The organism is Tabrizicola sp. (assembly GCF_041919135.1).
In the GTDB taxonomy this organism is placed as follows: Bacteria; Pseudomonadota; Alphaproteobacteria; order Rhodobacterales; family Rhodobacteraceae; genus Tabrizicola.
The window spans coordinates 62936-81385 of record NZ_JAYRUJ010000005.1 but is presented as its reverse complement, the minus strand read 5'-3'; the positions used below and the strand labels follow the sequence as shown (position 1 = coordinate 81385).

General features: G+C 70.1%; 14 protein-coding genes. 7 read left to right on the top strand and 7 right to left on the bottom strand.

Going from position 1 to position 18450, the window contains the following annotated elements:
- Window positions 1-201 precede the first annotated feature (201 nt).
- The 7 genes from ACE3UA_RS05625 to mnmD all read right to left on the bottom strand — a co-directional run bounded on the left by ACE3UA_RS05625 (window position 202) and on the right by mnmD (window position 7315).
- Entirely contained in the window at window positions 202-681 is a 480-nt protein-coding gene (locus tag ACE3UA_RS05625; protein ID WP_374643396.1) for an RNA pyrophosphohydrolase, read from the bottom strand.
- Between the two features lie 41 nt (window positions 682-722).
- Window positions 723-2072 (bottom strand): S41 family peptidase, encoded by a 1350-nt coding sequence (locus ACE3UA_RS05620; RefSeq protein ID WP_374643394.1) that lies wholly within the window; start codon window positions 2070-2072, stop codon window positions 723-725.
- A 6-nt stretch (window positions 2073-2078) separates the two neighbouring features.
- The gene (locus tag ACE3UA_RS05615) at window positions 2079-3206 is read right to left on the bottom strand and encodes a murein hydrolase activator EnvC (RefSeq protein ID WP_374643392.1); all 1128 of its coding nucleotides are present in this window, start codon (window positions 3204-3206) and stop codon (window positions 2079-2081) included.
- Entirely contained in the window at window positions 3203-4720 is a 1518-nt protein-coding gene (gene gpmI, locus ACE3UA_RS05610) for a 2,3-bisphosphoglycerate-independent phosphoglycerate mutase (protein WP_374643390.1), read from the bottom strand. Before gpmI ends, ACE3UA_RS05615 begins: the two co-directional genes overlap by 4 nt.
- Window positions 4721-4819: 99 nt before the next feature.
- Entirely contained in the window at window positions 4820-5722 is a 903-nt protein-coding gene (locus ACE3UA_RS05605; RefSeq protein WP_374643388.1) for a DMT family transporter, read from the bottom strand.
- Complete coding sequence (locus tag ACE3UA_RS05600) at window positions 5719-6588, bottom strand: DMT family transporter (RefSeq protein WP_374643386.1); 870 nt, start codon at window positions 6586-6588, stop codon at window positions 5719-5721. Before ACE3UA_RS05600 ends, ACE3UA_RS05605 begins: the two co-directional genes overlap by 4 nt.
- Before the next feature lie 46 nt (window positions 6589-6634).
- Window positions 6635-7315: a tRNA (5-methylaminomethyl-2-thiouridine)(34)-methyltransferase MnmD gene (gene mnmD, locus ACE3UA_RS05595; protein ID WP_374643384.1), complete on the bottom strand. Its 681-nt coding sequence runs from the start codon at window positions 7313-7315 to the stop codon at window positions 6635-6637.
- A 45-nt stretch (window positions 7316-7360) separates the two neighbouring features.
- On the opposite strand from mnmD, the gene ACE3UA_RS05590 reads away from it, so the two are divergent.
- From ACE3UA_RS05590 to ACE3UA_RS05560, 7 genes are all read left to right on the top strand, one after another.
- Window positions 7361-8398, top strand: coding sequence for an NAD(P)/FAD-dependent oxidoreductase (locus ACE3UA_RS05590; protein ID WP_374643382.1), 1038 nt, complete (start codon window positions 7361-7363; stop codon window positions 8396-8398).
- Window positions 8399-8624: 226 nt separating this feature from the next.
- Window positions 8625-12080, top strand: coding sequence for a chromosome segregation protein SMC (gene smc, locus ACE3UA_RS05585; RefSeq protein WP_374643380.1), 3456 nt, complete (start codon window positions 8625-8627; stop codon window positions 12078-12080).
- Window positions 12081-12650: 570 nt separating this feature from the next.
- The gene (locus tag ACE3UA_RS05580) at window positions 12651-13901 is read left to right on the top strand and encodes a sarcosine oxidase subunit beta family protein (protein ID WP_374643378.1); all 1251 of its coding nucleotides are present in this window, start codon (window positions 12651-12653) and stop codon (window positions 13899-13901) included.
- 12 nt (window positions 13902-13913) lie between these two features.
- The gene (locus ACE3UA_RS05575; RefSeq protein ID WP_374643376.1) at window positions 13914-14198 is read left to right on the top strand and encodes a sarcosine oxidase subunit delta; all 285 of its coding nucleotides are present in this window, start codon (window positions 13914-13916) and stop codon (window positions 14196-14198) included.
- On the top strand, window positions 14195-17137 hold the full coding sequence (locus ACE3UA_RS05570; protein ID WP_374643374.1) for a sarcosine oxidase subunit alpha family protein: 2943 nt from the start codon (window positions 14195-14197) through the stop codon (window positions 17135-17137). Before ACE3UA_RS05575 ends, ACE3UA_RS05570 begins: the two co-directional genes overlap by 4 nt.
- Window positions 17130-17693 carry a sarcosine oxidase subunit gamma gene (locus tag ACE3UA_RS05565; RefSeq protein ID WP_374643372.1) on the top strand — a complete coding sequence of 188 codons (564 nt, stop codon included), beginning with the start codon at window positions 17130-17132 and terminating at the stop codon, window positions 17691-17693. The genes ACE3UA_RS05570 and ACE3UA_RS05565 overlap by 8 nt, the downstream gene beginning before the upstream one ends.
- Before the next feature lie 71 nt (window positions 17694-17764).
- Window positions 17765-18424 carry a helix-turn-helix domain-containing protein gene (locus tag ACE3UA_RS05560; protein ID WP_374643370.1) on the top strand — a complete coding sequence of 220 codons (660 nt, stop codon included), beginning with the start codon at window positions 17765-17767 and terminating at the stop codon, window positions 18422-18424.
- The last annotated feature ends 26 nt before the right edge of the window (window positions 18425-18450 follow it).

The window sequence follows — 18450 nt, the reverse complement described above, 5'->3', positions numbered from 1 at the left end:
CGGGAGAAAAGGCGGAAATCGCGGGCGATCCGGGGCAGGCGGGCAACGGTTCTGCGCTGCGGCAAGGGGCGGGACGGATTTCCCGCCGGACGGGCGGATCGGCGGGTTTGCGGAACGCTGTTCCTGCGGGAAGGCTCGTCGACGACTTCGCCGCGCCTCGTGGGGTCTGCCGACGAGGAGACGAAGTCGAACGAGGAGGGATCAGGCCAGATAGGCGCGGAAGCTGCGGATCACCTGCTCGTAGACCGCGCGCTTGAAGGGGACGATGCCCTCGACCATCTCGTCGGCGAGGATCCAGCGCCAGGTCGAGAATTCGGGCGCGGGCGTGTCGATGCGGATGTCGCTGTCCTTGCCGATGAAGCGGAACAGGAACCATTTCTGTTTCTGCCCGCGATACTTGCCGCCCCAGACCTTGCCCAGAAGCTCGGGCGGGAGGTCGTAGGTCACCCAGCCATGGGTCTTGCCGACGAATTCCACCATGTCGCGGGTGAGGCCGGTTTCTTCCCACAGCTCGCGGTAGGCGGCTTCGCGGGGCTTCTCGCCCTCGTCGATGCCGCCCTGGGGCATCTGCCAGGCGGGGGCGGGATTGTCGATGCGTTGTCCGGCGAAGATCAGGCCGCGTCCGTCGATCAGGACGATGCCGACGCAGGGGCGATAGGGCAGGCTTTCGGGCTGGGTCATGGTCGGTTGCAAGGGGGCGGGCGCCCGCCCCCCTTTCCTGGTCAGGGCTGTTGCGGGGCGATGGCGGTCAGCCCCTTGATGATGTCCACGGCATAGGCGAGCTGGTAATCCTCGTCCCGCAGCTTGGCCGATTCCTCGGCGCGGACCAGTTCCTCCTCGTAAAGCCGCTTTTCCTCGTCCGTCATCGAATCATTGCTGATCGCGCCGCGCAGGTCGGCCTCGGACCGCTCGCGGACGGCGGAGGATTTCTCCTCCTCGGCCGCCGCGACCTCGGCGGGCGGCGGGGCGGGCTGCTGCACCACGATGTCGGGCGAGATCCCCAGCGCCTGGATCGAGCGGCCCGAGGGCGTGTAGTAGCGCGCCGTGGTCAGCCGCATCGCGCCGTCGCCGCGCAGCGGGATCAGCGTCTGGACCGAGCCCTTGCCGAAGCTCTTGGTCCCCACCACGATCGCCCGGCGGTGGTCCTGCAGCGCCCCGGCGACGATCTCGGAGGCCGAGGCCGAGCCGCCGTTGATCAGGATCACGATCGGCTTGCCCGAGACGAGGTCGCCGGCCTCGGCGTTGTAGCGTTCGCCGCTTCCCGCCTCGCGGCCGCGGGTCGAGACGATCTCGCCCTTTTCCAGGAAGCTATCCGAGACCGAGATCGCCTCGTTCAGGAGGCCGCCGGGGTTGTTGCGCAGGTCGATGACCACGCCGTCCAGCTTGTCCATGCCGCCCAGTTCCTCGATCCCCTTGTCCAGGGCCTCGACCATGCCGCTGGTGGTCTGGTCGTTGAAGGTGGTGATGCGCAGGACGACGGTGCTGCCGACGGTGCGGCCCTTGACGGCGGTCAGCTTGATCGTGTCGCGGATGATAGAGACGTCGAAGGGTTCGGTCACGCCTTCGCGCACGACGGTGATGATGATCTCGCTGCCGACCGGGCCGCGCATCTTGTCCACCGCCTCGTCCAGCATCAGGCCCAGGATCGACTCGCCGTCGACATGGGTGATGAAGTCGCCGGCCTGGATCCCGGCCTTGGCGGCGGGGGTGCCGTCCATCGGCGAGATGACCTTGATGAAGCCTTCCTCCTGCGTCACCTCGATCCCGAGGCCGCCGAACTCGCCCTTGGTCTGGACCTGCATGTCCTCGAAGTCCTTGGCGGAGAGATAGGAGGAATGCGGGTCGAGCGAGGTGAGCATGCCGTTGATCGCGGCGGTCACCAGGTCCTCGGTCGAGACTTCCTCGACATACTGGGCGCGGATGCGTTCGAAGATGTCGCCGAAGAGGTCGAGCTGTTCATAGACCGAACCTTCCTGCGCGCTTTCCTGCGCCAGGAGCGGGCCTGCGACCTGGGTGGTGACAAGGCCGCCGGCGACTGTGCCGACCAGGGCGGCCATCAGGTGTTTCTTCATGCTGCGTCAGTCCTTTGTGCGGGCCTTTGTGCGGGCGGTGGCGGCGAACCAGTCCATCGGGTCCACCGGGGCCGCGCCCTGTCTCAGTTCAATATAAAGCGTTTCCGTGCCGCGCCCGCCAGACCCATCTGCGGACGGGGCCATGAATTCCCCGGAGGCGGGCGCCGGGCCGCCCATCAGCCCGACCGCCGCCCCCGCGGCCACGACTTCCCCGACCTCTCCGTAAAGCGTTCCGAGCCCGGCCAGAACCAGAAGATAGCCGTCCCCCGGCTCGAGGATCATCACATTTCCGTAGTCGAGCAGCGGGCCCCGGTAGCGGATCGTCGCGGGCCAGGGCGCGGCGACCAGCGCGCGGGCCTGGGTGGCGAGGGTCAGGCCGGGGCGGCGGACGCCGGCGGCGTCGGCCTCGTCCGGGCGGCGCAGGAGCGTGCCGAGCGCGGGGAGTGGCAGTTGCCCCTTCTGCGCGGCAAAGCTGGTGCCGGCCTGCGGGTCGGGGGAAAGCCCCGCCGCGAAGGCGTCCAGCGTGTCGGCGCCTTCCAGAAGGCCGCGCAGCGCCTCGGGATCCTCGGTGAAGCGGAGGGGCAGGTCGGTGCGGTCCGAGATCGCCTGCGACAGCCTGGTCCGGGCGATCTGGGCGGCGGCGAGCCCGGCCTCGAGCGTCTGGCCGGCCGAAAGCTGGAGGGCGCGCAGGTCCGCGAGTTCCTGAAGCTCGGCCTTCAGCGCCAGCGCCTCGGCCTGCAGGGCGGGGGTGACATCGGCCATCAGCATCCCGGAACGCGCGGTGCCGAGCGCCCCCTCGGGGTGCAGCAGGAGGAGCGGTCCGGGGTTCGCCTCCATCGTCGCGAGGACGCCGAGGAGCCGGCCGATCCCGTCGCGCTTGGCGTCGAAGGCGCGGATCAGGGTCGCCTCGCGCAGCGTAGCCTCGCGCAGGGCGGCGCGCAGGGCGGCGAGGCCCTGTTCATAGGCGCGGATCGTGCGGGAGAGCGCGGCCACCCGGTCGCGCGCCTCGGTCGCCTCTTGCAGGGCCGTGACCGCGGCCTGGAGGTCGGTCGCCGCCCGCGCCGCCTGCTCGGCCACGGTCTGCGCCCCGGCCGGGGTGGCGAGGAGCAGGAGCAGGGCGGCAGCGCGGATCATGCGATGAGGGTCTGGCCGGTCATCTCGGCCGGCTGCGGCAGGCCCATCAGTTGCAGGAGCGTCGGCGCAAGGTCGCAAAGCCGCCCCTCGCGCAGGGTCGCGCCCGCGGGGCCGCCGACCAGGATGACGGGGACCGGGTTGACCGTATGCGCGGTATGCGGCCCGCCGGTGACGGGATCGACCATCACCTCGCAGTTGCCATGGTCGGCGGTCACGATCATCGCGCCGCCCTTCGCCTCCAGCGCGGCCAGCGCGCGGGTCAGGCCACGGTCCACCGCCTCGCAGGCCTTGATCGCGGCGGGGAGGCTGCCGGTATGGCCCACCATGTCGGGGTTGGCGTAGTTCACCACGATCAGGTCATAGCCCTTGTCGATGGCCGCGACCAGGTGGTCCGAGACCTGATCCGCGCTCATCTCGGGCATGAGGTCATAGGTCGCGACCTTGGGCGAGGGCGGCATGGCGCGGTCCTCGCCGGGGTAGGGCTCTTCGCGGCCACCGTTCAGGAAGAAGGTGACATGGGGGTATTTCTCGGTCTCGGCCAGGCGGAACTGGGTCTTGCCGTGGCTGGCCACCCATTCGCCCAGGGTGTTGACCAGCACGCGCTTGGGGAAGGCGGTGGCCATCCAGGCGTTGTGGGCGTCGGAATATTCCACCATTCCCAGCAGCGCCGACCAGTCGGGCCGGGGGCCGGTGGCGAAGGCGGCGAAGGCCGGGTCGCCGATTGCCGACAGGATCTCGCGCGCGCGGTCGGCGCGGAAGTTCAGGCAGAAGACGCCGTCGCCGTCGCGGGCCCCCTGGTAGCCGTCGATCACCGTGGGGGCGAGGAATTCGTCGGTCTCGCCCTTGCCGTAGCTGTTGGTGACGGCGGTCAGGGCGTCCGGCGCGGTCTCGCCCTGGGCGCGGATGATGGCGTCATAGGCGCGGGCCACGCGCTCCCAGCGGTTGTCGCGATCCATCGCCCAGTAGCGCCCCGTCACCGTGGCGATGCTGGCGCCATAGGGCAGGCGCTTGACCAGCGCCTCGACGAAGCCCTGCGCCGAGGAGGGCGCGACGTCGCGCCCGTCGGTGATCGCATGCAGCGCGACCGGCACCCCCAGCGCGGTCAGCGCGCGGGCCGCGGCGAGGACGTGGTTGACATGGCCATGGACGCCCCCATCCGAGACGACGCCGAGGAGATGCGCCACCCCGCCCCTGGCCCTGACCTTCGCGGCAAAGTCCAGAAGCGCCGGGTTCCGCGCGAAGCTGCCATCCTCGACCGCGAGGTCGATCGCGCCCAGGTCCATCGCCACCACGCGCCCCGCGCCGATGTTGGTATGCCCGACCTCGGAATTGCCCATCTGCCCGGTCGGCAGGCCCACGTCCGGGCCGAAGGTGGTCAGTGTGGCATGCGGGCAGGTCGCCCAGAGCCGGTTGAAGGTCGGCACCTCGGCCTGCGCGGGGGCCGAGGTCGCCGGGTTCGGGCCGATGCCCCAACCGTCGAGGATGCAGAGGACGACGGGTTTCGGCGCGGACATCGGCGGGTTCCTTCCTGGCGTGCCAAGGCTTTTACGCGCGCCGAAGGGGCGGGGCAACCGCGACCGCTCTTCGTGTCGCTGCGCTCGCTCATCGCCGGGTCACGCCTGCTGGTGTGCCGCCTTTTCGCGCATGCGCTGGCGCCAGAGGGTGAAGACCCCCGCCGCCACGACGATGCCCGCGCCGATGGCGACATTGGTGCGCAGCGTCTCGCCGAAGACGGTCAGGCCGATAGCGGCGGCGAAGACCAGTTGCAGATAGGCAAAGGGCTGGATCGCCGAGGCCTCGGCCACCGCGAAGGCCCGGATCAGGAGCCAGTGCCCCAGCACCGCCGTGCAGCAGAGCGTCGCCATCCAGCCCCAGTCGGCCGGGGCCATCCATTCCCAGGTCGCAAGGCCGAAGGGCGTCATCGCCAGGGCGCCGACGACCCCGGTCCAGAAGAAGCTGACCGCCGCGCTGTCCTTGCGCGCGACATAGCGGGTCAGGAGGCCGTAGAGCGCGAACATGAGGGCCGCCAGCAGCGGCACCAGCGCCCAGGGCGAAAAGACCGAGATGCCGGGTTGCAGGATGATCAGCACGCCGGCAAAGCCGACCAGGATCGCCGTCCAGCGCCGCCAGCCGACCTTCTCGCCCAGCACGGGGCCGGACAGCGCGGCGACGAGCAGCGGATAGCAGGTGAAGACCGCATGCGCCTCGATCAGGCCGAGCTGGACGAAGGCGACGACCATGATGCAGATCTCGGCCACCAGGATCAGCCCGCGCGCCATCTGCGCCAGCGGATAGGCGGAACGGCTGGCGGCGGCGATCCCGCCAGGCGCGCGGGCGGCCAACGCCACGACGAAAAGCGCGAAGAACCAGAAGCGGATCATCACCACCATCATCACGCTGTAGTTCTCGGCCAGATGGCGCGAGATCCCGTCCTGCGCGGCAAAGACCACCGTCGTGGCGATCATCAGCCAGATGCCAAGCCGGGTGTTCTGCGGGGCGGAATGGCTGGTGCTCATGCGGCGCGGCGCTCCAGCGACAGGGAGTAGAGGCCCGCGCCGACGACGATCATGCCGCCGAGGGCGACGGGAAGCTCCAGCGCCTCGCCGTAGACGGCCATGCCGATGCCGGTGGTGAACACCAGTTGCAGGTAGGAGAAGGGCTGGACGCGGGCGGCCTCGACCCGCTGGTAGGCCTGCAGGACCAGCCAGTGCGACAGGATCGACAGGCCGCAGTAGATCGCCAGCAGGCCGAGGTCGAGGGCGGCGATGGGTTCCAGTTGCGGCAGGCCGATCCCGGTCATCAGCACCGCGCCGATCACGCCGGGCCAGAAGAAGGCGGGGAAGGTCGGCTCCTCGCGCGTGGTGAGGCGGGTCAGCACCGAATAGAGCGCGAAGAGAAACGCCGAGGCGAGCGGCAGGAGCGCGGCCCAGGAAAAGACCCCCATCCCCGGCCGCAGGATCACCAGCACCCCCGCCAGACCCGCCCCCACCGCGGCCCAGCGTTGCCAGCTGATCCGCTCGCCCAGGATCGGGCCCGAGAAGGCGACGATCAGAAGCGGGCAGACCGAGAAGACGGCAAGGCTGTTGATCAGCCCGATCAGCGTATAGCCCCAGACGATCAGGCAGATCTCGGAGACGAGGAAGACCGAGCGCAGGACATGCGCCGGCAGCCGGGAGGAGCGGATCGCGGCGCGCGGACCCTCGGGGCGGCGCAGGGCAAGCAGGATCACGAAGGCGGCAAAGACCCAGTAGCGGATCATGATGATCGACAGGGTCGAATAGGCGCCGGCGAGATGCTTGGCGAAACCATCCTGCGCCGCGAAGGTGGCGACGGCGGCGATCATCAGCCAGATGCCGAGGACGGGGTTCTTGGATGCGGTCATGGCGGGCCTCGCTAGCACGGGGCGCGGGCAGGGGGAAGGGACGCCGTCAGGCGGACAGGCGGCCGGTCGTCATGTGCCGCTTGCGGCCGAAGCCCGGCTGGCGGGTAACCTGGAACCCGGCCCCGGCCAGGGCGCGGCGCACGTCGCCGGCGGCGGTATAGGTGGCGAAGCTGCCGCCCGGCGCGGTATGGCGGGCGACCTCGGACAGAAGGTCGGGCGACCAGAGTTCGGGGTTCTTGGCCGGCGAGAAGCCGTCGAGGAACCAGGCATCGGCCCGGCCCTGCCAGCGGGGCAGCGTCTCGCGCGCGTCGCCGATCAGGATCTCGGCGGTCAGGCCGGGGAAGTGCAGGCGGCGGAGCGGGGCCTCCGGGGTCTCGGCCCATTGCGACAGGAAGGCCGGGGCGAGGGGGGCGGTCTCGGGGAAGCCCCGCAGGGCGCGGGCGATGGCCTCGGGCGGCAGGGGAAAGGCCTCGAAGCTGGTGTAGCGCAGGCGGCCCGGCCCCCGGTGGGCGAGGAGCGTGGCCAGAAGGTTGAGCCCGGTGCCGAAGCCCAGTTCGGCGATATGGAAGCCGTCGCGGAACCGGCCCGGCAGGTCGTTGCCGGCCAGGAAGACGTGCCGCGTCTCCTCCAGCCCGCCGGCAAGCGAGAAATAGGGATCGTCGAACCGGCGCGAGACCGGGGTCATCTCGTCGCGCCAGTCGAGTTCGGGGTGGTCGGCGTGGGGCATCGGCGTTAGTCCTCTGGTCCTGTTTGATGCTTGGGGGACGGCGGGATGGCAAGGGTCGATGTCACGGTCAGGGGTGCGGGGATTTTCGGGCTGTCGGTGGCCTGGGCCTGTGCCCGGCGCGGCGCGCGGGTCCGGGTGATCGAGGCGGTGCGCCCCGGCGCGGGCTGCTCGGGCGGGCTGGTCGGCGCGCTCTCGCCGCATGTGCCCGAGGCCTGGAACCCGAAGAAGGCCTTCCAGCTGGAGAGCCTGCTGATGGCCGGGGACTGGTGGGGCGCGGTCGAGGCGGAGACGGGGCTGGTCTCGGGCTATGGCCGGGTGGGCCGGTTGCAGCCCCTGGCGGACGAGGCCGCGGTCGGGCTGGCGCGGGCGCGGGCCGAGGGGGCGGCGACGCTCTGGCAGGGGCGGGCGGAGTGGCGGGTGGTCCCGGCGCGGGGGCAGGACTGGGAGCCGGCCAGCCCCTCGGGGTGGCTGGTGGAGGACACGCTCTCGGCCCGGCTTTCGCCCCGGCTGGGCCTGGCGGCGCTGGAGGCGGCGCTGGCCGCGCGCGGCGGCGAGTTGGTGCTGGGCGAGGGCGAGGAAGCGGGGGCGGTGGTCCATGCCACGGGCCTTGCCGGGCTGGAGGCGCTGTCGGCGGCGCTGGGGCGCCGGGTCGGGGCGGGCGTGAAGGGCCAGGCCATGGCGCTGCGTTTCGAGGCGGGCGGGCTGCCGCAGATGTTCCTCGAGGGGCTGCATGTCGTGCCGCATGTGGACGGGACGGTGGCGATCGGGTCCACCGCCGAGACGGCCTGGGAGGTGGAGGGGACGGACGGGCAATTGGAGGACCTTCATGCCCGGGCGGTGGCGGCGGTGCCGGCGCTGGCGGGCGCGCCGGTGGTGGGGCGCTGGGCGGGGGTGCGGCCCCGGGCGGCAAGCCGTGCGCCGCTGCTGGGCGCCTGGCCGGGGCGGGCGGGGCATTGGGTGGCGAACGGGGGGTTCAAGATCGGCTTCGGGATGGCCCCGAAGGTGGCCGAGGTGATGGCCGACCTGGTGCTGGAGGGCCGCGACGGGGTGCCGGAGGGGTTCCGGGTCGAGGCGCTGCGCTAGGGCGGTCCGGGGCAATGGTGCGCCGTAGCGCAGCCTGCGGGGAAGGCGCGCTGTGGGATGGTGCGCTGTAGCGCACCCTACGAGGAAGGCGCGCTGTGGGATGGTGGCGCATCCTGTGGGCAACATCTTGGGGATAAGGGGCGGGGATCGGCCAGATGCTGAGGGGTCGGGTTGACTTTGGCCGGGGGGGGCGGGAACATCTGGCTTTCCGACTCGTGAGTGTGCCTTGCGCCTGACCCGCCTGCGCCTGAACGGCTTCAAGAGCTTTGTCGACCCCACGGATCTGGTGATCCACGAGGGGCTGACCGGCGTGGTCGGGCCCAATGGCTGCGGCAAGTCGAACCTGCTGGAAGCCCTGCGCTGGGTGATGGGGGAGAACCGCCCCAGCGCGATGCGGGGCGGGGGCATGGAGGACGTGATCTTCAACGGCGCGGCCACCCGGGGCGCCCGGCATTTCGCCGAAGTGGCGCTGGTGATCGACAACCAGGACCGGCTGGCACCCTCGGGCTTCAACGACTCGGACCAGATCGAGATCGTGCGGCGGATCACGCGCGATGCGGGATCGGCCTATCGCGCCAATGCCAAAGAGGTGCGGGCGCGCGATGTGCAGATGCTGTTCGCCGATGCCTCGACCGGCAGCCATTCCCCGGCGCTGGTGCGGCAGGGGCAGATTTCCGAGCTGATCAACGCCAAGCCCAAGGCGCGCAGGAGGGTGCTGGAGGAAGCGGCGGGGATCTCGGGCCTTTATGCGCGCCGGCATGAGGCGGAGCTGAAGCTGGCCGGGGCCGAGCAGAACCTGCTGCGGGTGGATGACGTGCTGGAGCAGCTGGCGCAGCAGCTTTCGGTGCTGACCCGGCAGGCCAAGCAGGCGGCACGCTACCGCGAGATTTCCGAGGAACTGCGGAAGGCCGAGGGGATGCTGCTCTGGCGGCGCTGGCGCGAGGCGGACGAGGCACGGTCGGCGGCCGAGGGCGCGTTGCGCGAGCGGCTGATCGCGCAGGGGCAGGTCGAGGCGGCGTCGCGCGGTGCGGGCAAGGCGCGCGAGGCGGCCGAGGATGCGCTGCCGCCCCGGCGCGAGGAGGAGGCGATCGCCAGCGCCATCCTGCAGCGGCTGGTGTTGCAGCGCGATGCGCTGGGCGATCAGGAGGCCCGGGCGCTGGCGCAGATCGACGCCCTGCGCGGCCGGATCGAGCAGCTTTCCCGCGACATGGAGCGCGAGTCGGGCCTGAACCGCGACGCGGGCGAGGTGATCGGGCGGCTGGACTGGGAGATCGAGCAGCTTGCCCGCGCCCATGACGGGCATGAGGAGAAGCTGGCCGAGGCGGTGGAGGCCGCGCGCGAGGCGGGGGCGGTGCTGTCCGAGCGCGAGACGATGCTGTCCGAGCTGACCGAGGACGCGGCGCGGCTGGCGGCGCGGCATCAGTCCTCGCAGCGGATGCTGGCGGATGCGCGCTCGGTTCTGGAGCGGGCCGAGGGGCAGGCGACGGCGGCGCGCGAGGCGGTGGCGGGGGCCGCGGGCGCGCTGGAGGCGGCGGGCGAGGCCTTCGAAGCGGCCGAGGAGGCGCAGGAGGCCGCCGTCGCCGAGGGCGAGGCGACCGAGGAGGCGCTGGAGGCGGCCGAGGCGGCGCGGGCGGAGACCCAGGGGCGCGAGGCCGAGGCGCGGGCGGCGCGCTCGTCCGCCGAGGGCGAGGCCAATGCGCTGCGCGCGGAAGTGGCGGCGCTGGCGCGGCTGGTGGAGCGCGAGGCGCAGGCGGGGCATCAGCTTCTGGACCGGCTGGAGGTGGAGCCGGGCTATGAGAAGGCGCTGGGCGCCGCGCTGGCGGATGACCTGCGCGCGCCCGAGGTCGGGGCCGAGGCGCGCTCGGGCTGGGCGGTGCTGCCGGGCTATGCGGAGGTGCAGGGGTTGCCCCCCGGCGCCGAGCCGCTGGCGGCGCGGGTGAAGGCCCCGGCGGTGCTGGCGCGGCGGCTGTCGCAGATCGGGCTGGTCGGCCGCGCGCAGGGGTTTGCCTTGCAGGCCGGGCTGCGGCCGGGGCAGCGGCTGGTCAGCACCGAGGGCGACCTGTGGCGCTGGGACGGGTTCCGGGCGGGGGCGGAGGATGCCCCCTCTGCGGCGGCGCTGCGGTTGCAGCAGCTGAACCGGCTGGTGCAGTTGAAGCGCGATCTGGAGGAGGTCGCGGCCCGGGCCGATGGCGCGCGTCAGGCGCATGAGGCCCTGCAGGCGCGGCTGGCCGAGCTGGCGACGGCGGATGCGCGGGCGCGCGAGGCGCGGCGGGCGGCGGATGCGCGGCTGGCCGAGGCGAACCGGGCGCTGGCGCGGGCCGAGGCGGATCGCTCGATCGCCGGGGGCAAGCTGGAGGCGGCGCGGCTGGCGGTCGGCCGGTTCGAGGACGAGGCGATGGCGGCGCGCGCCCGGCTGAAGGAGGCCGTGGCGGCGGTGGCGGAGCTTGGCGACCTGGACGCTGCGCGGGGGGCGGTGGAGGCTGCGAAGATCACGGTCGAGGCGGCGCGGATCACGATGATGACCCGCCGCTCGGCCCAGGACGAGGTGCGGCGCGAGGGCGAGGCGCGGGTCCGGCGGCGGCAGGAGGCGATGAAGGAACTGTCGGGCTGGAAGCACCGGCTGGAGACCGCCTCGCGCCGGACCGAGGAACTGACGGAACGCCGCGCCGAGACCGAGGAGGAACTCGCCGAGGCGATGCTCGCGCCCGAGGAGATCGCGGCGAAGCGGGACGAGCTGGTCGAGGCGATCGCCGAGGCCGAGGAGCGGCGGCGGAAGGCGGCGGATGCGCTGGCCGCGGCCGAGGGCGCGCTGCGCGATGCGGCGATGGCCGAACGCGAGGCGGAACGGCTGGCCGGTGAGGCGCGCGAGGCGCGGGCCCGGGCCGAGGCGCGGCTGGATGCGGCGCGCGAAGGCGTGGCGCTGGCGGCCGAGCGGATCGCCGAGGATGGGGAGATGACGCCGGACGAGCTTCTGACCTCCTTGCGCACCGATCCCGACCGGATGCCGGATGCCGAGACCCTGGACCATGACGTGAGCCGGTTGAAGCGCCAGCGCGAGGCGCTGGGCGCGGTGAACCTGCGCGCCGAGGAGGATGCGCGCGCGGTCGAGGCGGAATATGACACGCTGGCCGGGGAAAAGACCGACCTGGAAGAGGCGATCAAGAAGCTGCGCGCCGGGATCGCCGGGCTGAACAAGGAGGGGCGCGAGCGGCTGCTGACCGCCTTCGAACAGGTGAACGCCAATTTCTCGACCCTGTTCACCCATCTCTTCGGCGGTGGCGAGGCGCGGCTGGTGCTGGTGGAATCCGACGACCCGCTGGAGGCGGGGCTGGAGATCCTCTGCCAGCCGCCGGGCAAGAAGCTGGCGACGCTTTCCCTTTTGTCGGGCGGCGAGCAGACCCTGACCGCGCTGGCGCTGATCTTCGGCGTATTCCTGGCCAACCCCGCCCCGATCTGCGTGCTGGACGAGGTCGACGCGCCCCTGGACGACGCCAACGTCACCCGCTTCTGCGACCTTCTGGACGAGATGACCCGGCGCACCGAGACCCGTTTCCTGATCATCACCCACCACGCCGTGACCATGGCCCGGATGGACCGGCTGTTCGGCGTGACGATGCAGGAGCAGGGGGTGAGCCAGCTGGTGTCGGTGGACCTGAAGAAGGCCGAGGCCCTGGTCGCGTAATGCCCGGTTAACCCTTCCCCCCTTACCCCTGGTCCCGCCGCAATCCCTTGCGGTGAACGGAGGTGAGGAAACTGGAGGAAAGAAGCTACCGGAAGTGGATGGTGGCGATTGCGGCGGCAACGCTGCTGGTTGCGATCATCCGCCTTCTGATCGGGGGCTGACCCCGGAATGAAGGAGGCCCGGCGGAGCTGCAACTCCGCCGGGCCGTTTTCAAGGTGAGGACCCTGAAAGATCGTTGCTACCGATGCCAGAATGATGCGGAGTCCTTGCCAGACTGTAAAGGGCAATCCGTGCGGGTGGTTAATCGGTTGGCAAGCAGAATCGGGCAGAACGGGGCGTGAACAAAACCCGAGGCCCGCCATGCACTCCCTGCTCACCTCGCTTACCATTCTTGTCCTTGCCGGCATCGCCCAAGCCGAAGTCGACGACCGGCTGTCCGGTTGGGACCCGTTCGCCGCGTTGACAGCCAGCGCGCCCGGGGAGTGAGTCAGAAACGGATGATCCGATGGCGAAAACGGATGCATTTTCACACCGGCCTGAGCCTAGAAGAGGGCAAACAGGAGGTCGGGCGTGCGCTATTCGGGATTTCGGGTCATTGCCGAGGCACTGACAGGCCACAAGGGGTGGAAGCCGGTCTGGCGCGACCCCGAGCCGCAGTCGGAATATGACTATATCATCGTGGGCGGCGGCGGGCATGGCCTGGCCACCGCCTATTACCTCGCCAAGGAATTCGGCCAGGCCCGCATCGCGGTGCTGGAGAAGGGCTATCTTGGCGGCGGCAACGTGGGCCGCAACACCACGATCATCCGGTCGAACTACCTGCTGGACGGGAACGAACCGTTCTACGAATTCAGCCTGAAGCTTTGGGAAGGGCTGGAGCAGGACTTCAACTACAACGCGATGGTCAGCCAGCGCGGGATCATGAACCTGATCCATACCGATGCGCAGCGCGACGCCTTCACCCGGCGCGGCAATGCGATGATCATGCACGGGGCGGGCGCGCGGCTGCTGAACCGCGACGAGGTCCGGGCGATGTATCCCTGGCTGAACTTCGACAATGCCCGCTTCCCGATCAAGGGCGCGCTGGTGCAGCCGCGCGGCGGCACGGTGCGGCACGACGCGGTGGCCTGGGGCTATGCCCGTGGCGCCGACCTGCGCGGGGTGGACCTGATCCAGAACTGCGAAGTCACCGGGATGCGGATCGAGAACGGCCGCATCAAGGGGGTCGAGACCAACCGCGGCTTCATCGGCGCGAAGAAGGTCGGCGTGGCGGTGGCGGGGTCGTCCTCCAAGGTGATGGCCCATGCCGGGATGCGGCTTCCGATCGAGAGCCATGTGTTGCAGGCCTTTGTCTCCGAAGGGCTGAAGCCGCTGATCGACGGCGTCATCACCTTTGGCGCCGGGCATTTCTACGTCAGCCAGTCGGACAAGGGCGGCCTGGTCTTCGGCGGCGACATCGACGGCTACAACTCCTACGCCCAGCGCGGCAACCTGCCGGTGATCGAGGACGTGGCCGAGGGCGGCATGGCCCTGATGCCCGCCATCGGTCGGGTGCGGCTGTTGCGGACCTGGGGCGGGATCATGGACATGTCGATGGACGGATCGCCGATCATCGACAGGACCGGGGTCGAAGGGCTCTATTTCAACGGCGGCTGGTGCTACGGCGGGTTCAAGGCGACCCCGGCGAGCGGCTGGTGCTTCGCGCATCTGATGGCGAAGGACGCGCCGCATCCGACCGCGACGGCCTATCGCTTCGACCGTTTCCTGAAGGGCCGGATGATCGACGAAAAGGGCCAGGGCGCCCAACCGAACCTGCACTGAGGACGTAAGCGAATGATCATTCACCATCCGATCCTCGGGCCGCGCGACGCGCAGGAATTCGTCTATCTGGGCGATGCAAGCCTGATGGACCGGCCCGACGGCATGACGGCGGGCATCGAGGAATTCCACGAATACCTCTACCAGCGCCGGAACCCGGCGGGGGAGCATCGCGAGCTTTGGTACCATGAGCAGGGCGACAGGTCCTGGCTGGTGGTGACGCGGAACACCGTGACGCACGAGATCACGAAAGTCGAACTCGCGCGGGATGTGGCAAGGGCCAAGGGGCGGTCGAAATGACGCAATCGCATCGGATCACCGGCGGGCAGATCGACCGCAGCAACACGGTCCGCTTCACCTTCGACGGCGTGCCCTATCAGGGGCATCCGGGGGACACGCTGGCCTCGGCGCTTCTGGCGAACGGGGTGCGGCTGATGGGCCGCAGCTTCAAGTACCACCGGCCGCGCGGGCCGATCTCCTCGGGCTCGGAGGAGCCGAACGCGCTGGTCGAACTGCGCAGCGGCGGGCGGCAGGAGCCGAACACCCGCGCGACGGTGGTGGAACTGTTCGAGGGGCTGGACGCCCGCAGCCAGAACCGCTGGCCCAGCCTGCGCTTTGACGCGATGGGGATCAACGACCGCTTCAGCACCTTCTTCGCGGCCGGGTTCTACTACAAGACCTTCATGTGGCCGAAGTCCTTCTGGGAAAAGGTCTACGAGCCGATCATCCGCCGCGCGGCGGGCCTTGGTTCGGTCACGCGGCAAGAGGACCCGGACGAATACGACAAGGGCTTCCTGCATTGTGACCTCTTGGTCATCGGGGCCGGTCCCTCGGGCCTGATGGCGGCGCTGACCGCGGGCCGCGCGGGCAAGCGGGTGATCCTGGCGGACGAGGACTTCCGCCTGGGCGGCCGGCTGAACGCCGAGACCCATGCGGTCGGCCAGGGGTCGGGCGCGGATTGGGCCTCGGCGGCGGTGGCGGAACTGGCCGCGCTGCCGAACGTGCGGCTGATGACGCGGACCACGGTCATGGGCGCCTTCGACCACGGCATCTATGGCGCGGTCGAGCGGGTGAGCGATCACCTGCCGGTGCCCGCGAAAGGCAAGCCGCGGCAGATCCTGTGGCGCATCTACGCGGGCAAGGCGATCCTTTGCGCGGGGGCGATCGAGCGCCCGATCGCCTTCGAGAACAACGACCGGCCCGGCGTGATGCTGGCGGGGGCGCTGCGGGCCTATGCCAACCGCTGGGGCGTCAAGGCCGGTGAGCGGGTCGCCGTCTTCACCAACAACGACGACGGCTTGCGCACGGCGACCGACCTTGTGGCCAAGGGCGTGGACGTGGTCGCGGTGATCGACAGCCGCGAGGGCGGCGAGCTGATCCCCGGCATCCGGCATCTGCGCGGGGCCGAGGTGATCGACAGCTCGGGCAAGCTGGGGCTTAAGACGATCACGGTGCGCCAGTCGAACGGCCGGACCGAGGATATCCGCGTCGATGCGCTGGGCGTCTCGGGCGGCTGGAACCCGAACGTGAACGTCCATTCGCATCACCGCTCGCGTCCGGTCTATGACACCGGGATCGCGGCCTTCGTGCCGGGCGAGGACGGGCCTCCGGGCCTGTCGGTGGCGGGTGCGGCGGCGGGTCTCCTGTCGACCCATGGCGCGCTGCGCACGGGCCGCGATGCGGCGATGGCGGCGCTGGGCCTGACCGGCGCGGCGCCGGACCTGCCCGAGGCCGAGGATGCGCCGGTGCGCGTCTCGCCCCTGTGGTTCGTGCATCACGGCAAGGGCCGGGCCTGGATCGACCAGCAGAACGACGTCACGGTCAAGGACGTCAAGCTGGCGCACAAGGAGAACTTCACCAGCGTCGAGCATCTGAAACGCTATACCACGCTGGGCATGGCGACCGACCAGGGCAAGACCGGCAACGTGCTGGGCCTGGCGGTGATGGCGGAACTGACCGGACGCACGATCCCCGAAACCGGGACGACGATCTACCGCCCGCCCTATACTCCGGTGGCGATGGGCACGCTGGCGGGCCGGTCGCGCGGCAATGAGTTCAAGCCCTTCCGCCTGACCCCCAGCCACCACTGGGCCAAGGAGCAGGGTGCGGTCTTCGTCGAGGTCGGCAACTGGCTGCGCACCCAGTGGGTGCCGAAGGCCGGCGAGACCGAATGGCGGCAGTCGGTGGACCGCGAGGTCCTGGCAACGCGCAAGTCGGTCGGCATCTGCGACGTGACCACGCTTGGCAAGATCGACATCCAGGGCACCGACGCCGGGGAGTTCCTGAACCGGGTCTATGCCAACACGTTCAGCACGCTCGCGGTCGGCAAATGCCGCTATGGGCTGATGCTGCGCGAGGACGGGATCGTCTTCGACGACGGCACCACGGCGCGGATGGGCGAGCATGAATATGTGATGACCACCACCACGGCCAATGCGGTCACGGTGTTCCGGCATCTGGAATTCTGCCGCCAGGTCCTCTGGCCCGAGATGGACGTGCAGCTGATCTCGACCACGGAAGCCTGGGCGCAGTTCTCGGTCGCCGGGCCGAATGCGCGGAAGCTGCTGGAGAAGGTCGTCGATCAGGACATCGGCGATGCGGCGTTCCCCTACATGGGGGCGGCGAACATCACGGTCTGCGGCGGGCTGCGGGCGCGGCTGTTCCGGATCAGCTTCTCGGGCGAACTGGCCTATGAGATCGCGGTCCCGACCCGTTACGGCGACGCGCTGCTGCGCGAGATGCTGGCGCGCGGGGCCGAGTTCGATCCCATCGTCTATGGCACCGAGGCCCTGGGCGTGATGCGGATCGAGAAGGGCCATGTCGCGGGCGGCGAGCTGAACGGCCAGTCCACGGCGCTGAACATGGGCCTGGGGAAGATGGTGTCGAAGAAGAAGGACTCCATCGGCATGGTGCTGAGCCAGCGCGAGGGGATGGTGGAGGAGAGCGGCTATCGCCTGGTGGGCGTGAAGCCGGTCGATCCGAACGGCAAGCTTACCGCCGGCAGCCATTTCCTGGAAAAGGGCGCGGCGGCGGTGGCGGCGAACGATGGCGGCTGGCTGACCTCGAAGGTCTATTCGCCGCACCTCGGCTGCGACATCGCGCTGGGCTACCTGAAGGGCGGCGACAGGAAGATCGGCCAGCGGATGCGGATCGTGAACCTGCTCGCGGGCCTCGATACCGAGGTCGAGATCATCTCGCCCCATATGTTCGACCCGGAAGGAGAACGTCTCCGTGGCTGACGCATTGAAAGCAATGACCGCCTTCGGCCTGCGCGAGCCGAAGCAGGTGAAGATCGGCGTCCTGTCGATCAGGGAACTGACCGAGGTGGCGCTGGCCTCGGTCGCGGCGCGCAAGGGCCGGATGGCGGATCTGGCGCGCGCGGCGGGGGCGGCGGGCCTGCCGCTGCCGGGGCCTTCGACGCATGCGCCGGGCGATCCCTACAGCACCTTCTGGGTGGCGCCCGAGATGTGGCTGGTCGAGGCCCCCTTCGCCAGCCACGAGCTGATCGCCGACATGCTGCGCGGGGCGCTGGGCGACGGGGCCTCGGTCACCGAGCAGACCGATGCCTGGGTCGGCTTCGACCTGACGGCCGATGACCTGACCGCGCTGATGCAGCGGCTGTGCAACGTGGACTTCGCCACGGTCCCCGATGGCCATGCCACCCGCACGGTGATGGAGCATCTGGGGGTCTACCTGATCAAGCGGAGCAAGGGCGCGGCGCGGGTCTACGGGCCGCGATCCTCGGCCGAAAGCCTGCTGCATGCGGTGGAGGCCGCCGCAGTCGCCTTGGCCTAGGTGATTTTCCCGTTGCGAAATGTGTTTCCTTGTAGTGAAATTACGGCTATCGATTTCACCGGGAGGCGCAATTGTCCGACATCGACGCCAGCAACGTCCTGCCACGCGGCAAGCCTGCCTTCGAGCAGGACCCGCACCGCATCCGCGAGATCAGCGAGCGCAACCTCGAGGCCGCCATCGGCCGCGAGGTGCGCAACTTCCGCCGCCAGCAGGGGATGACGGTGGCCGACCTGGCGACGGTCACCGGCCTGTCGATCGGGATGCTGTCGAAGATCGAGAACGGCAATACCTCGCCCAGCCTGACGACGCTGCAGGTGCTGAGCCATGCCTTTTCGGTCCCGGTGACGGCCTTCTTCCGCAGCTATGAGGAGCGCCGCGAGGCGCAGCATGTGAAGGCGGGCGAGCATCTGGAGATCGAGCGGCGCGGCACCCGGGCCGGGCACCAGTATCACCTGCTGGGGCATATCGGCTCGAACAACTCGGGCGTGGTGGTCGAGCCCTACATGATCACGCTCTCGACGGAGAGCGATACCTTCCCGACCTTCCAGCACGGCGGGCTTGAGCTGCTGTTCATGCTGGAGGGCGAGGTGGATTATCGCCACGGCGAACAGGTCTATCCGCTGCGGCCGGGCGACAGCCTGTTCTTCGACGCGGATGCGCCGCATGGGCCGGAGGTGCTGGTCAAGCTGCCGGCGCGGTATCTGTCGGTGATCTCGTATCCGCAGGGATAGGGGCTGCTCCTCGTGCGACTTCGTCT

What these genes read in the sequence shown, in the direction of transcription:
- ACE3UA_RS05600 (WP_374643386.1), bottom strand. Translation starts at nt 6,588, where the DNA reads ATGACCGCATCCAAGAACCCCGTCCTCGGCATCTGGCTGATGATCGCC.
- ACE3UA_RS05605 (WP_374643388.1), bottom strand. Translation starts at nt 5,722, where the DNA reads ATGAGCACCAGCCATTCCGCCCCGCAGAACACCCGGCTTGGCATCTGG.
- ACE3UA_RS05615 (WP_374643392.1), bottom strand. Translation starts at nt 3,206, where the DNA reads ATGATCCGCGCTGCCGCCCTGCTCCTGCTCCTCGCCACCCCGGCCGGG.
- ACE3UA_RS05590 (WP_374643382.1), top strand. Translation starts at nt 7,361, where the DNA reads ATGGCAAGGGTCGATGTCACGGTCAGGGGTGCGGGGATTTTCGGGCTG.
- ACE3UA_RS05575 (WP_374643376.1), top strand. Translation starts at nt 13,914, where the DNA reads ATGATCATTCACCATCCGATCCTCGGGCCGCGCGACGCGCAGGAATTC.
- ACE3UA_RS05570 (WP_374643374.1), top strand. Translation starts at nt 14,195, where the DNA reads ATGACGCAATCGCATCGGATCACCGGCGGGCAGATCGACCGCAGCAAC.
- gpmI (WP_374643390.1), bottom strand. Translation starts at nt 4,720, where the DNA reads ATGTCCGCGCCGAAACCCGTCGTCCTCTGCATCCTCGACGGTTGGGGC.
- ACE3UA_RS05620 (WP_374643394.1), bottom strand. Translation starts at nt 2,072, where the DNA reads ATGAAGAAACACCTGATGGCCGCCCTGGTCGGCACAGTCGCCGGCGGC.
- ACE3UA_RS05625 (WP_374643396.1), bottom strand. Translation starts at nt 681, where the DNA reads ATGACCCAGCCCGAAAGCCTGCCCTATCGCCCCTGCGTCGGCATCGTC.
- mnmD (WP_374643384.1), bottom strand. Translation starts at nt 7,315, where the DNA reads ATGCCCCACGCCGACCACCCCGAACTCGACTGGCGCGACGAGATGACC.